General features: G+C 67.3%; 13 protein-coding genes and 1 riboswitch. All 13 genes read left to right on the forward strand.

All coding sequences use genetic code 11. The annotated features are described in order from the left end of the window. Positions 1 to 103: 103 nt before the first annotated feature. Positions 104 to 892 (forward strand): cobalt ECF transporter T component CbiQ, encoded by a 789-nt coding sequence (cbiQ, locus tag OCV66_RS02465; protein ID WP_054327005.1) that lies wholly within the window; start codon positions 104 to 106, stop codon positions 890 to 892. A gap of 12 nt (positions 893 to 904) precedes the next feature. Beyond that, positions 905 to 1,738 (forward strand): energy-coupling factor ABC transporter ATP-binding protein, encoded by an 834-nt coding sequence (locus OCV66_RS02470; protein ID WP_054327004.1) that lies wholly within the window; start codon positions 905 to 907, stop codon positions 1,736 to 1,738. Positions 1,739 to 1,811: 73 nt separating this feature from the next. Further along, positions 1,812 to 2,005, forward strand: a riboswitch (cobalamin riboswitch). A 155-nt stretch (positions 2,006 to 2,160) separates the two neighbouring features. Further along, positions 2,161 to 2,904, forward strand: a complete 744-nt coding sequence (locus OCV66_RS02475; protein WP_054327003.1) for an energy-coupling factor ABC transporter permease — start codon at positions 2,161 to 2,163, stop codon at positions 2,902 to 2,904. 3 nt (positions 2,905 to 2,907) lie between these two features. Next, positions 2,908 to 3,240 carry an energy-coupling factor ABC transporter substrate-binding protein gene (locus OCV66_RS02480; protein ID WP_147573733.1) on the forward strand — a complete coding sequence of 111 codons (333 nt, stop codon included), beginning with the start codon at positions 2,908 to 2,910 and terminating at the stop codon, positions 3,238 to 3,240. Positions 3,241 to 3,322: 82 nt separating this feature from the next. After that, positions 3,323 to 4,459 (forward strand): cobalt-precorrin-5B (C(1))-methyltransferase CbiD, encoded by a 1,137-nt coding sequence (gene cbiD, locus OCV66_RS02485; protein WP_054327001.1) that lies wholly within the window; start codon positions 3,323 to 3,325, stop codon positions 4,457 to 4,459. Then, positions 4,456 to 5,148: a precorrin-2 C(20)-methyltransferase gene (gene cobI, locus OCV66_RS02490; protein ID WP_147573734.1), complete on the forward strand. Its 693-nt coding sequence runs from the start codon at positions 4,456 to 4,458 to the stop codon at positions 5,146 to 5,148. Before cbiD ends, cobI begins: the two co-directional genes overlap by 4 nt. After that, positions 5,145 to 5,900, forward strand: a complete 756-nt coding sequence (gene cobM, locus OCV66_RS02495) for a precorrin-4 C(11)-methyltransferase (RefSeq protein WP_054326999.1) — start codon at positions 5,145 to 5,147, stop codon at positions 5,898 to 5,900. The genes cobI and cobM overlap by 4 nt, the downstream gene beginning before the upstream one ends. Then, positions 5,897 to 6,922, forward strand: coding sequence for a cobalt-precorrin 5A hydrolase (locus OCV66_RS02500; RefSeq protein WP_107631598.1), 1,026 nt, complete (start codon positions 5,897 to 5,899; stop codon positions 6,920 to 6,922). The genes cobM and OCV66_RS02500 overlap by 4 nt, the downstream gene beginning before the upstream one ends. 24 nt (positions 6,923 to 6,946) lie before the next feature. After that, positions 6,947 to 8,149, forward strand: coding sequence for a glutamyl-tRNA reductase (hemA, locus tag OCV66_RS02505; RefSeq protein WP_054326997.1), 1,203 nt, complete (start codon positions 6,947 to 6,949; stop codon positions 8,147 to 8,149). Beyond that, entirely contained in the window at positions 8,146 to 8,874 is a 729-nt protein-coding gene (cobJ, locus tag OCV66_RS02510; RefSeq protein ID WP_054326996.1) for a precorrin-3B C(17)-methyltransferase, read from the forward strand. Before hemA ends, cobJ begins: the two co-directional genes overlap by 4 nt. Continuing rightward, positions 8,871 to 10,079 (forward strand): precorrin-6A reductase, encoded by a 1,209-nt coding sequence (gene cobK / locus OCV66_RS02515; protein ID WP_147573735.1) that lies wholly within the window; start codon positions 8,871 to 8,873, stop codon positions 10,077 to 10,079. Before cobJ ends, cobK begins: the two co-directional genes overlap by 4 nt. After that, positions 10,072 to 10,935, forward strand: coding sequence for a hydroxymethylbilane synthase (hemC, locus tag OCV66_RS02520; RefSeq protein WP_107631600.1), 864 nt, complete (start codon positions 10,072 to 10,074; stop codon positions 10,933 to 10,935). Before cobK ends, hemC begins: the two co-directional genes overlap by 8 nt. Next, positions 10,932 to 12,341 (forward strand): uroporphyrinogen-III C-methyltransferase (gene cobA / locus OCV66_RS02525; RefSeq protein WP_147573736.1); only part of this gene is annotated, 1,410 nt, incomplete at its 3' end. The genes hemC and cobA, both read left to right, overlap by 4 nt.

The raw sequence follows: 12,341 nt of genomic DNA on the forward strand, positions 1-12,341 counted from the left end.
GCTGGTGCGGCAATGTGCCGCACCAGCCTTTCTGTGCTGTTGACAAATGGCGGGGTTGGCTCTACAATAAGCACAATATCGGACGGGAAAGGAGAGGGGGGATATGCGCCATAACGGACACGGCGTGCGCTCGGTCGATCATCTGGCATACTGCTCCGGCATGAACGACTGGAACCCTGGGTTCAAAGTCGTGCTGTCGCTGGGGACGCTGGCGATCTGTCTGGCGGCAGACCGCGCGGTGGTATCCCTTGCGGTGATCGCCGTGCTGGCGTGGCTGCAAAATGTCAGGGGCGGGGTGCGGCTGTCCGCCTATATCGGACTTTTACGGGCGCCGCTGGTCTTCCTGTTGCTGGGCGGGCTGGCGGTGGCGTGCGATATTTCCCGCGTGCCGGCCGGTGACTGGAGCCTGCCGTTGCCCGGGTTTTATCTCTGTACCGACTGGGACCGCGCGCGCTTTGCGTGCGGCCTGGTTCTCAAAGCGCTTGGCGCGGTGAGCGCCATGTATCTGCTCGCGCTCACGACAACGGCCTGCGAGCTGGTGTCGGTGCTGCATCGGGTCCGTTTGCCTAGCCTGCTGACCGAGCTGATGTATCTGACCTACCGGTTTATTTTTGTGCTGCTGGATACATATGGCCGTATGTATGACGCGGCGGCGGCACGACTGGGCTGGCGGGATTTCCGCACCTCCTGCCGCTCGTTCGGCGGCACGGCGGCCAACCTGCTCGTCGTGGCGCTGCGGCGGTCGAGGAATTATTCGAATGCGATGGCGGCGCGAGGCTATGACGGCGCGCTGCACTTTTTGGAAGAGAAAAAGCCCCTGCGGCGCGCGCAGGTGGCTTGGACGCTGGTATTCTGGACAGCGCTGCTGGCCATGCGGCTGGCGGCAGGATAGAAAGGAGCCGCGATGCGGGAAATCGTTTTTCGGGCAAAGGACCTGTATTTTTCCTACGACGGGAAAAAGAACGCGCTCGATGGCGCTTCGCTCGACCTGTACGCGGGGGAGCGGCTGGCGGTTTTGGGGGCCAACGGAGCGGGAAAGTCAACGTTTTTCCTGTGTCTGAACGGCGTGCTGACGCCCGACCGCGGCACGATGCTGCTGGATGGGGAACTGATCGGGAAAAAGGAGCGCGGGCGGCTGTGTCGACGGGCGGGCATTGTGTTTCAGAACGCGGACGACCAGATCATTGCGTCCACCGTTGCGGCCGAGGTTTCGTTCGGCCCGATGAACCTGCGGCTGCCGGAGGCGGAGGTTGCCTGCCGCGTGGAGCACGCGCTCGACTACATGGAGCTGCAGCCGTTCCGCGCCCGTCCGCCACACGAGCTGTCTGGAGGGGAGAAAAAACGCGTGACGATCGCGGACATCCTGGCGATGGAAAATGACATCCTGCTGTTCGACGAGCCGGGTGCGTCGCTCGATCCGGCGGGAGAGGAGCGGTTGGAGGCTGTGCTGGACCGCCTGCATGCGGACGGCAGAACGCTGGTCATTTCCACACATGATATGGATTTCGCCTACCGCTGGGCGGACCGGATCGCAGTGTTCTGTGCGGGCCGCGTTTTGGCGGCGGGCGCACCGGAGACGGTGTTTCGGGATACGCGCCTGATGGCGCGCACGCATCTGCGCCCCCCGCTGCTGCTGGATGTGTTCGACCGACTGGCGGCGCGCGGCTTTGTGCCGGCGGGTGCCGCCTGCCCCAAAACGCCGGATGGGCTGGAGGCTCTGCTCGGTAGAGAAAAATAGCAAAGCCGCCGGCGCGGCCTTGAACAGCGCGCGCGGCTATGCTATAATACAACCAGCTTCTTCCGGCCGGATCGCGGTACGGATACAAAAAGGTGCCTGCCATTTCTCCGGCAGGATAATAGGGAAAGAGGTGTGATTCCTCTGCGGTCCCGCCGCTGTAAGGGCAGAGTCCGCCGCCAGACGAGAGCCACTGGGTCATCCCGGGAAGGCCGGCAGAACGGATGATGACGCCCAAGCCAGAATACCTGCCCTTTTGGATGGAAGCGCATAGCGGTTACGAGTGATAGCCGGTGTGCGGAAAGCCTGCTTTTACCAAGGGGGAAGTGGGCGTTCGATGCCGGTCCGATGCGTGGGAAGCATTTGGATGCGGTGTTTTTTTTACGGCGGCCCCAACGGGGCCGGTCAGGAAAGGAGAAAATAAAATGACAGGTAAACAACGAAAGCTGGTTCGTATCACGGCATGCGCGGCATTGCTCGGCTGCGTTCTGCCCACCGCGGGCGCCATGCATATCATGGAGGGTTTTCTGCCGCCGGCGATGTGCGTTCTCTGGGGCGTGGCCGCGCTGCCCTTCCTGCTGGCAGGGTACTTTTCCCTCCAGCGGGCGGTCGTGCGCGACCGGCGCTCGGTCACGCTGATCGCAATGGCGGGGGCGTTTATTTTTGTGATCTCGTCGCTGAAGATCCCGTCGGTCACCGGCTCCTGCTCGCATATGACGGGTACTGGTCTGGGCGCGATTCTGTTCGGCCCAAGCGCGGTGTCCATTCTTGGCGTGATCGTGCTGCTGTTTCAGGCCATTCTGCTGGCGCACGGCGGCTTGACGACGCTGGGGGCGAATACCTTTTCCATGGCGGTCGCGGGGCCGTTTGTTTCGTTCGGCATATACAAGCTGTGTCAGAAGCTGAGAGTTAATAAAATGGTATCGGTTTTTCTGGCGGCAGCACTGGGTGACCTGCTCACCTACTGCGTGACCAGCCTGCAGCTCGCGGTGGCGTACCCGTCTGTCGTGGGTGGCGTTTCAGGCTCGGCGGTGGAGTTTCTGGGGGTTTTTGCGCCGACGCAGCTTCCGCTCGCCATCCTGGAGGGTGTGCTGACCGTGGCCGTCATGATTATGCTGGAATCCTATGCGCGTCCAGAACTGTGTGCCGTCGGCTTTGAGGAGGGATAAGGAATGACCAGAAAAAACAAATCGTTACTGATTGTCCTGCTCCTGCTGGGTGTGGTGCTGGTTGTCGGTCCCGTGTTCGCGCTGCGCGGCGCGGAGTTCGGCGGCTCGGATGACGCGGGGAGTATCAAGGTGGCGGAGATCACGGGCGAGGATTATGAGCCGTGGTTCACACCGGTGTTTGAGCAGTTGCTCGGTGGTGAACTGCCGGGCGAGCTGGAAAGCCTGCTGTTCTGCGTGCAAACCGGCATAGGCGTGGGTGTGATCGCCTTTTTCCTTGGCCGGTTCGTGGAGCGGAAGAAGCAGGAGACCGCGCGCGGACAGGAAAAAGAAAAATAAAAGGAGAGCAGAGCGGGAGAAATGGACCGCTCTGCTTTTCTTACCTTTCATCAAGGATGCTTTGCGGAAAGGAGGGCCGTCTGTGCGGGGAAATACCATAGCGTACAGCGGCGGGCAGGCGTTGCGGCGCGGCTGGACGACCGGCTCCTGCGCAGCGGCGGCCGCGCAGGCGGCTGCGCTGCTGCTGCTGACAGGGCAGGCGCCCGCTGTGATCCGGCTGGAAACGCCGGGGGGAGTGTTGTTTTCCCTGCCGGTAGAGGGGCCGCATCTGGAAGGTGGCGCGGCGGTCTGCACGGTGCGCAAGGACGCGGGCGACGACCCTGACGTTACCAATGGCGTGCGTATTTCAGCGGCGGTGCGCCGCGCGGCTGGCGGTGTCACGATTGACGGCGGCGCGGGCGTGGGACGGGTGACAAAGCCCGGCCTTTCCGTGCCGGTGGGCGAGGCGGCGATCAACCCGGGGCCGCGCGCGCAGATCGCGGCGGCGGTCGCCCGAGCCGCGCGGGAAGCGGGTTATGCGGGCGGCTTTTCGGTTATCCTTTCTGCAGAAAACGGCGCGGCGCTGGCAGAACAGACCTACAACAGGCATCTGGGCGTGGTGGGTGGCATCTCCATTCTGGGTACGAGCGGCATCGTGGAACCCATGAGCGAAAAGGCGCTGGTCGATACCATCCGGCTTGAGCTGGACAGCCTGTACGCGCAGGGACAGCGCATCGCGTTCCTGTGTCCGGGAAACTACGGCGCGGATTTCGCGCGGGACACGCTGGGCCTGGAGCTGGGGCGCGCGGTCAAATGCTCAAATTTTATCGGGGAGGCGCTCGACCACGCGGTTTACCGCGGCTATCCGGATATCCTGCTGGTCGGCCATGCGGGAAAGCTGGTCAAGCTGGCGGCCGGAGGGATGAACACCCACTCCTCGGTCGCGGACGGGCGGCAGGAGATCTTCACCGCGCACGCGGCGCTGTGCGGGGCGGGACAGGATACGCTCGCGGCGCTGATGGAGGCGGTCTCGGTGGATGCGTGCGTTGCGGCGCTGGACAAGGCCGGCCTGCGAGAGCCGGTGCTCGCCCGCATTGGAAAAGCGATGGAGGAACGGCTCGCGCGTCGGCTGAAACAGCGGGCGCATGGGGCGTTTATCATGTTTACAGGACAGTACGGCGTGCTGGCGGAATCGCCGGACGCGCGGCGCCTGTGCGGGAAGCTGAGGGAGGATGTATGAGCAAAGGAAAGCTGTACGGCGTGGGTGTGGGGCCGGGGAACCCCGAACTGCTGACTGTCAAAGCGGTGCGCGTGATTCAGGAAAGCGACGTGGTGGCTGTGCCGCGGGCGGGTGCGGGCGAGCAGGCCGCGCTGGCGATCGCGGCAGAGTATATCGGGGACAAGCCGGTGCTTCACTGCGATATGCCGATGACGCGCGACCGCGCGGCTCGGGACGCCAGCCATGATCGTGCCGCGGACACCATCTGCGCTTTGCTGGATGAGGGAAAAACGGTTGCGTTCCTCACCTTGGGCGACCCGTCTGTGTACTCAACCTGCTGGTATGTCCACCGGCGCGTCGCCGCGCGGGGGTACGCGGTGGAAATGGTACCCGGCGTCCCCTCGTTCTGTGCGGCGGCGGCCGCGCTCGGCCGCGCGCTGTGCGAGGACGACGAGATGCTGCACATCATTCCCGCGTCGCACGGCGCGTTGGACGCGGCGCTCGACCTGCCGGGCGGCAAAGTGCTGATGAAGGCGGGAAAGGCTATACTCGAGGTGCGCGACAGGCTGGCCGCGCGCGGCGTGCTACAGAACGCCGCGCTCGTTGAGCGGTGCGGCATGAAAGGCGAACGCATCGTGTCCGAGCTGGATACGCTGGACGACCCGACCGGATATTTTTCCATTATTCTGGTCAAGGAGGATAAGGCATGATCTATTTTGTCGGCGCGGGCGCGGGCGCGCCCGACCTGATCACCGTGCGCGGCGCGCGCCTGCTGGGCGAGGCGGATGTCATCGTTTATGCCGGCTCGCTGGTCAACCCCGCGCTGCTGGACTATAAAAAGCGGGGCTGCGCGGTGTACGACAGCGCGAGGATGACGCTCGAGGAGGTAATCGCGGTGATGGCGCCCGCGGCGCGGGCGGGCCAGACCGTCGTGCGTCTGCACACGGGCGACCCGTGTGTGTACGGCGCGCACCGCGAGCAGATGGACGCGCTCGACCGCCTGGGGCTGGACTATGAAGTCTGCCCAGGCGTATCCTCGTTCTGCGGCGCGGCGGCGGCGCTCCGCGCCGAGTACACCCTGCCGAACGTCAGCCAGACGGTTATCCTGACCCGCATGGAAGGGCGCACGCCCGTGCCGGAAAGCGAGCGGATCGAAGCCCTTGCCGCGCATGGCGCGACCATGGTGGTTTTCCTATCGGCGGGGCAGCTCGAAAAGCTGTCCCAGCGGCTGCTCGCGGGCGGCTACGCGCCCGACACGCCGGCGGCGATCGTCTACAAGGCGACCTGGCCGGATGAGAGGATCGTCCACACCACGGTGGCGGGGCTGGCCGAGGCCGGCGCGCGCGCGGGCATCACCAAAACCGCGCTCATCACGGTCGGCGGCTTTCTGGGGGAGGAGTACGATCGCTCTCGGCTGTACGATCCGTCGTTCGCCACCGGCTTCCGCGAGGCGAGCCGATGAAGCACGCGAAGCTGGTGTCCTTTACCGCCGCCGGGGCGCAGACCGCGGCGCGGTGCGCGGCGTTCCTGCCGGATTTCCGCTGCGAGCGGTATGCCCGCACGGTAGACCTTTCGCTGTCCGGCACGAGCCTTGCGCGCTTTGCGCAGCAGGCGATGGTGGACTGCGACCTGATTGTATTCGTGGGCGCGGCGGGCATCGCGGTGCGCGCGGTCGCGCCGTATCTGATGGGAAAAGCGTACGATCCGGCGGTCATCGTGATCGACGAGGCGGGAAGGTTCGTCATCCCGCTCCTGTCCGGCCACCTCGGCGGTGCGAACGCGATAGCAGAGCGCCTGGCGGACGGCCTTGGCGCGCAGGCGGTCATCACCACCGCGACCGACGGGCGCGAGGTGTTCGCGGTGGATACCTGGGCCAGGGCGCACGGCTGTGTGGTGGTGGACCCGCAGCAAATTAAATATGTGTCCGGCGCGCTGCTGCGCGGCGAGACGGTGGGCGTGCGGTCGGATTTTCCGGTGGACGGGCGGCTGCCCGCGCACATCAGCCTGCAGGCCGACGCGGAGAGCGGCTTCGCGATCAGCTACGACACAAAGGCCGCGCCGTTCGCGCATACCCTGCACTTGGTACCGCGCCTTGTGCATATCGGCATCGGCTGCCGGCGGGGGACGCCCGTGGAACGGATCGAGGCGGCGGTGCGGGCGGCGCTGGGCGCGGCGGGCGTGCCGCGCGGCGCGGTATGCGGCGCGGCGAGCATCGACGTGAAACGGGACGAGCCGGGACTGCTGCTGTTCGGCGTACAGAACGGCCTGTCGCTTGCGTTCTTTTCCGCAGAAAAGCTGCGGCGGACGACGGGGGACTTTACCCCGTCCGCCTTTGTCGAGCAGGCCGTGGGTGTGGATAACGTGTGCGAGCGGGCGGCGGTGTGCGCGACAGGCGGCGGACGACTGCTGTGCCGCAAGACCGCGCGGGACGGCGTGGCTGTGGCGCTTGCGGAGCGGTCGTGGCGCGCGCGGTTTGACGGATAAGACGAGATGGGGAGGACTGCTGTTGTGGAGCTGAGGATGGCGGGCATTGACTTTGTTCATGCGCCGATCGAAAAACGGGAGAGGGTGTCGTTTGTACGCGGTCGGGTGCAGGCGCTTTTGCCATGCATCGCGGCGGCGGAGGGCGTAGCGGGCTGCGTGCTGCTCGCGACCTGCAACCGCACCGAGCTGTACCTGCACGGGGCGGCCGGCACCCCGCCCGACCCGCTGGCGGTGCTGGCGCGCGCGGCGGGCTTTGACGCGGCGGCGTACCGTCCGCTGAGCGTTTCCCGCACGGGACGGGATGCGGCGCGCCACCTGTTTTCGGTCGCGGCGGGGCTGGAAAGCCAGATCTTCGGCGACGATCAGATTATCTCCCAGGTGCGGGATGCGGCGGCGCTCGCGCGCGAAGCGCGAACCGCGGACAGCGTGCTGGACACCCTGTTCCGGCACGCTGTCACGGCGGGCAAGCGTGTGCGCGCGGAGACACGGCTCACCGGCGTACCCGTGTCCGCGGCAGAGGCCGGCGCGCGGTGCGCGGAAGGTTTTTTCGGCTCGCTCGCGGGCCGGCGCGCGGTCGTGATCGGCAATGGGGAGATCGGCCGGCTGGCCGCGGCCGCGCTGCGTGCGCGCGGCTGCGCGGTGACGGTGACGCTGCGCAGCTACCGCCACGGCGAAACCGTCGTCCCCGCGGGTTGCGACACCTGGCCGTATGACGCGCGGTGCGAGGCGCTCGAGGGCACGGACCTCGCAGTGAGCGCAACGGCAAGCCCGCATTTCACCCTGACCGCCGTGCAGGTGGCGGCGATGGCTCAGCCGCCGCGCCTGCTGCTCGACTTGGCCATGCCGCGCGATATCGAGCAGGCGGTGGGACAGGACGGGCGCGTGACGCTGCTCAATCTGGATGATTTGGGCGACTTGGGAGACCATAACGCGGCGGCACGTGCTGCTGCCGCGCGTATCCTGGAGGAAGAGGAGCGGGCGTTTTACGAGTGGCATGCCTACCGGCAGGCGCTGCCCCTGATTGCCGCGGTCAAGGATACCGCGCTCGACCGCCTGCGCTTCGACCACGCCTACGGCGCCCTGTACGCGGACGGAGATATGGACGGCTTGGCCGAGCTGGCGGTGAACAAGACCGTCGACCTGATGCTGGGCGGTATGAAGGATAAGGTGGACGCCGAAGCCATGCGGGCGTGCCTGGCGCATATCAGAAAGGGGAGCGGCAGATGAAGCTGTATTGTATCGGGATTGGGCCGGGCGGCGTGGAGCAGATGACGCTGCGCGCTGCGCGCGCGCTGGAGAAGTGCGACTGCGTGGCGGGCTATGGGCTGTACCTCGACCTGATTGCGGAGTTGATCGAGGGCAAGGAGCGCATCCAGACCGGCATGACAAAGGAGGTCGACCGCTGCACTGCGGCGCGCGACGCGGCGCGGGCGGGCAGGACGGTCGCGGTCGTCTCGTCCGGAGACGCGGGCGTGTATGGGATGGCCGGCCTGCTGCTCGAGGTGTGCGGGGACGATCCGGCGATCGAGGTCGAGATTATCCCCGGCGTCACGGCGGCCTGCGCGGGCGGCGCGGCGCTGGGCGCGCCGCTGACCGGCGACTTTGCATGCGTGTCGCTCTCCGACCTGCTCACCCCGTGGGAGGTCATTGAAAAGCGGCTGCGCGGCGCGGCGGCGGGCGATTTTTGCATCGCGCTTTATAACCCCGGCAGCAAAACGCGCACCAGCCATCTGCGCCGCGCCTGCGATATCCTGCTCGAGACCCTGCCGCCGGAAACCGTGTGCGGGCTGGCGCGCAGCGTCGGCCGCGTGGGCGAAAGCCATACGCTGACCACGCTGGGCGCGCTGCGGGACACCGCGGCCGATATGCTGACCACGGTGCTCATCGGCAACAGCCGCACGCGCGTGGTGAACGGCCGTATGGTCACACCGCGGGGGTATCGGGGCGTATGAGGCTGGTCGTTTTTTCCGGCACGAGCGAGGGGCATGCGCTCTGCCGTTTCCTGTCTGCGCGCGGCGCGGTGGCGGACGTATACGTTGCCACCGAATACGGCGCGGCGGTCATGGAGCCGATGCCCGGCGTCGCCGTGCACGAGGGGCGGCTGGACGCGGACGGGATCGCGGCGTTGGTGGACGCGGAAACGCTGCTGGTGGACGCGACGCACCCTTACGCCGCCGCCGTGACCGATAATCTGCGCGCGGCGTGCGCCAGGACCGGCGCGCAGTATGAGCGCCTGCTCCGCCCCGCGCTGGACGCGGCGGGCGTGGCCGCCGTACCCGATACGGCGGCGGCGGTCGCTTGGCTGAACGCGCACCCGGGCAAGGTGCTGCTGACCACCGGCAGCAAGGAGCTGGAAGCGTACACTGCGGTCGAGGGCTGGCGGGAGCGCCTGTATCCGCGCGTGCTGCCCAGCGTGCCGGTGCTGGAAAAATGCACGGCGCTCGGCTTTGCGGGCGCGCACATCATCGCCATGCAGGGGCCGTTTTCGCGGGAGATGAACGCCGCCCTGCTGCGGCAGACCGGCGCGACCATCCTGGTCACCAAGGATACCGGCGCGTCCGGCGGGTTCGCGGAAAAGCTGTCTGCCGCGCGCGAAACCGGTGTGACTGTGCTGGTCGTGGCGCGCCCGTGCGCGGAAAACGGCCGTACGCTGGAGGAGATGCAGGCGTATCTGGCGGGCAAGCTCGGGCTGGCAGGACCAGCTCGGGCGCAGAGGGAGAGCCTGCCTCGCTTTCCGCTGTTCGTATCGCTTGCGGGCAAAACCTGCGTGGTGTTCGGTGCGGGCAGGATCGCCGCGCGGCGCATCGGCGTCCTCAGGCGGTTCGGCGCGCGGGTCGTCACCGTCGCGCCCGAGGACAGGGCGTGCGTGGGCCTGACCCACTGCCGCGGCTATGAGAAAAGCGATCTTTCGGGGGCTTTTCTGGCAGTCGCGGCGACGGACGACCGGACGGTCAACCGCCGCATCGCGCGGGACTGCGCTGCACGGGATATCCCGTGCAGCGTGGCCGACTGCGCGGCGGCGTCCACCTTTTTCTTTCCCGCCGTCTGCGAGGGCGGCGGGCTGACCGTGGGCGTGGTGTCGGACGGCTCGGCGCACGGCAAAACGGCTGCGGCGGCAAAGCGCATCCGCACGGTATTGGAGGAATTTGATGATTAAAGTAGGAAGCCGTGACAGCCGCCTCGCGGTCGTGCAGGCCGAGGAGGTCTGCCGTGCGCTTGGGGACTGCAAGCTGATTACCATGAAGACCACGGGCGACAGGATCATGGATAAAACGCTCGACCAGGTGGGCGGCAAGGGGCTGTTCGTCAAGGAGCTTGACTGCGCGCTGGCCCAGGGGCGTATCGACCTGGCGGTACACAGCCTGAAGGATGTGCCGATGGAACAGCCGGCGGGGTTACCGCTGGTCGCGTATACCCGCCGCGCGGACGCGCGGGACGCGCTGGTGCTGCCGCAGAGCGGCGCGTGGGACAAAACAAAGCCCATCGGCTGTGCATCGGCGCGGCGGCGCGTGCAGCTTGCGGCGCTGTTTCCAGAGATCGCGGTCAGGCCGGTGCGCGGCAATGTGCAAACGCGGCTGCAAAAGCTCGACAGCGGCGAATACGGCGCGCTCGTGCTTGCTGCGGCGGGGCTGCATCGTCTGGGGCTGCAGGACCGCATCACGCGGTATTTTTCACCGGACGAGCTGCTGCCCGCGGCAGGGCAGGGTATTCTGGCCGTGCAGGGCCGCGCGGGGGAGTTGGAGGGCGCGGCGCGCCTGCTGGACGACGCGGACGCGCGCGTTTGCGCGCTGGCCGAACGGGCGTTCATCCGCACGCTCGGCGGGGGATGCTTCGCGCCGGTGGCGGCATATGCCGAGGCCGAAGGGGCATATCTCCATCTGCACGGGCTGTATGTCACTGCGGACGAGCGGACCGTGGTGCGCGGTGCGGTCACAGGGCGGCGGGAGCAGGCCGCGTCGCTCGGCCGCTCTCTCGCCCTGCAGCTTCGGACACAGGCGGAGGGAGCGCTATGACAGGAACAGTAACGCTGGTTGGCGCGGGTCCGGGCGGGCGCGGGCTGCTCACGCTTGCGGGCGCGGAAGCGATCGCCCAAGCGGACGCGGTCGTATACGACCGGCTGGTGGACGGGAGCGTGCTCGACCTGCTCCCGCTGCACGCCGTGCGCGTGGACGTGGGCAAGGAGAGCGGGCGGCATCCCGTGCCGCAGGATCAGATCAACGAGATACTGGTATGTCTGGCGCGGCAGGGCAAAACCGTTGTGCGGCTCAAGGGCGGGGATTGCTACCTGTTCGGCCGCGGCGGCGAGGAGTGCGAATACCTGCGGGAAAACGGCGTGCCGTTCCGTGTGATTCCAGGGGTGACGAGCGCGTTCGCCGCGCCCGCGTTTGCAGGCATTCCGGTCACGCACCGCGATTGCTGCTCGTCCGTGCATATCGTCACCGCGCATGCGCGCGCGGGCAGGGCGCTCAAAATTGACTTTGCGAGCCTGGTGCGGCTGGACGGTACGCTGGTCTTTCTCATGGGACTGTCCGCGCTCGAACAGGTGACGGATGGCCTGCTGACCGCCGGCATCGCGCCTGATATGCCCGCCGCCGTAATTGAAAATGGCGCGCGCGGCACCCAGCGTAAGGTGGTGGCGACGATCGCCGGCTTGGCGGACCGAGTGCGCGCGGCGGGGCTTCGCAGCCCAGCGCTCATCGTCGTGGGCAGGGTGTGCGGCCTGAGCGATACGCTCGACTGGTTCACGTCCCTGCCGCTGCACGGGAAGACCGTGGTCGTGACTCGGCCGCGCGGGCGGGCGGGAACGCTCGCCGCGCGCCTGCGCGCGCTGGGGGCGGAGGTGACCGAAGCGCCGTGCATCGAGACGGTCGAGCGCACGGACACGCGGCCGCTGGCGGATGCGCTCGACCAGCGCCACGACTGGGCGGTGTTCACCAGTCCGGCGGGCGTGCAGGCGGCGGTACACGCGCTGCGCGCGCTCGGACGCGACCTGCGCGCGCTGTACGGGATGAAGCTGGCCGCTATCGGCCGCGGCACGGCGGACGCGCTCGCGGACTGTGGTCTGACCGCTGACCTCCTCCCCAGGCAGTACGACGGGGCGCATCTCGCGGACGCGTTGATCAGTGCGATGCCGCAGGGCGGCGCGGCGCTGCTGCTACGCGCGGCGCAGGGCGGGCGTCTGCTGCCCGAAAAGCTCGCCGCCGCGGGCGTGCGCGTGACCGACGTGCCGCTGTACGACACCGTGTACCGCTGTGAGAAGGCGGATGCCATACGCGCCCTGCTGGAACAGGGCGCGGCGGACGTTGTGACCTTTACCAGCGCGTCCACGGTCGAGGGCTTCGTGCAGGCGGTGGGTGCGGCGGGCTGCGCCGGCTTTACCGCGCTGTGCATCGGCGGGCAGACCGCACAGGCCGCCCGC

It is taken from the genome of Agathobaculum ammoniilyticum, assembly GCF_025567315.1.
Taxonomy (GTDB): domain Bacteria; phylum Bacillota; class Clostridia; order Oscillospirales; family Butyricicoccaceae; genus Agathobaculum; species Agathobaculum ammoniilyticum.

What these genes read in the sequence shown, in the direction of transcription:
- cbiQ (WP_054327005.1), top strand. Translation starts at nt 104, where the DNA reads ATGCGCCATAACGGACACGGCGTGCGCTCGGTCGATCATCTGGCATAC.
- OCV66_RS02470 (WP_054327004.1), top strand. Translation starts at nt 905, where the DNA reads ATGCGGGAAATCGTTTTTCGGGCAAAGGACCTGTATTTTTCCTACGAC.
- OCV66_RS02475 (WP_054327003.1), top strand. Translation starts at nt 2,161, where the DNA reads ATGACAGGTAAACAACGAAAGCTGGTTCGTATCACGGCATGCGCGGCA.
- OCV66_RS02480 (WP_147573733.1), top strand. Translation starts at nt 2,908, where the DNA reads ATGACCAGAAAAAACAAATCGTTACTGATTGTCCTGCTCCTGCTGGGT.
- cobI (WP_147573734.1), top strand. Translation starts at nt 4,456, where the DNA reads ATGAGCAAAGGAAAGCTGTACGGCGTGGGTGTGGGGCCGGGGAACCCC.
- cobM (WP_054326999.1), top strand. Translation starts at nt 5,145, where the DNA reads ATGATCTATTTTGTCGGCGCGGGCGCGGGCGCGCCCGACCTGATCACC.
- OCV66_RS02500 (WP_107631598.1), top strand. Translation starts at nt 5,897, where the DNA reads ATGAAGCACGCGAAGCTGGTGTCCTTTACCGCCGCCGGGGCGCAGACC.
- cobJ (WP_054326996.1), top strand. Translation starts at nt 8,146, where the DNA reads ATGAAGCTGTATTGTATCGGGATTGGGCCGGGCGGCGTGGAGCAGATG.
- cobK (WP_147573735.1), top strand. Translation starts at nt 8,871, where the DNA reads ATGAGGCTGGTCGTTTTTTCCGGCACGAGCGAGGGGCATGCGCTCTGC.
- hemC (WP_107631600.1), top strand. Translation starts at nt 10,072, where the DNA reads ATGATTAAAGTAGGAAGCCGTGACAGCCGCCTCGCGGTCGTGCAGGCC.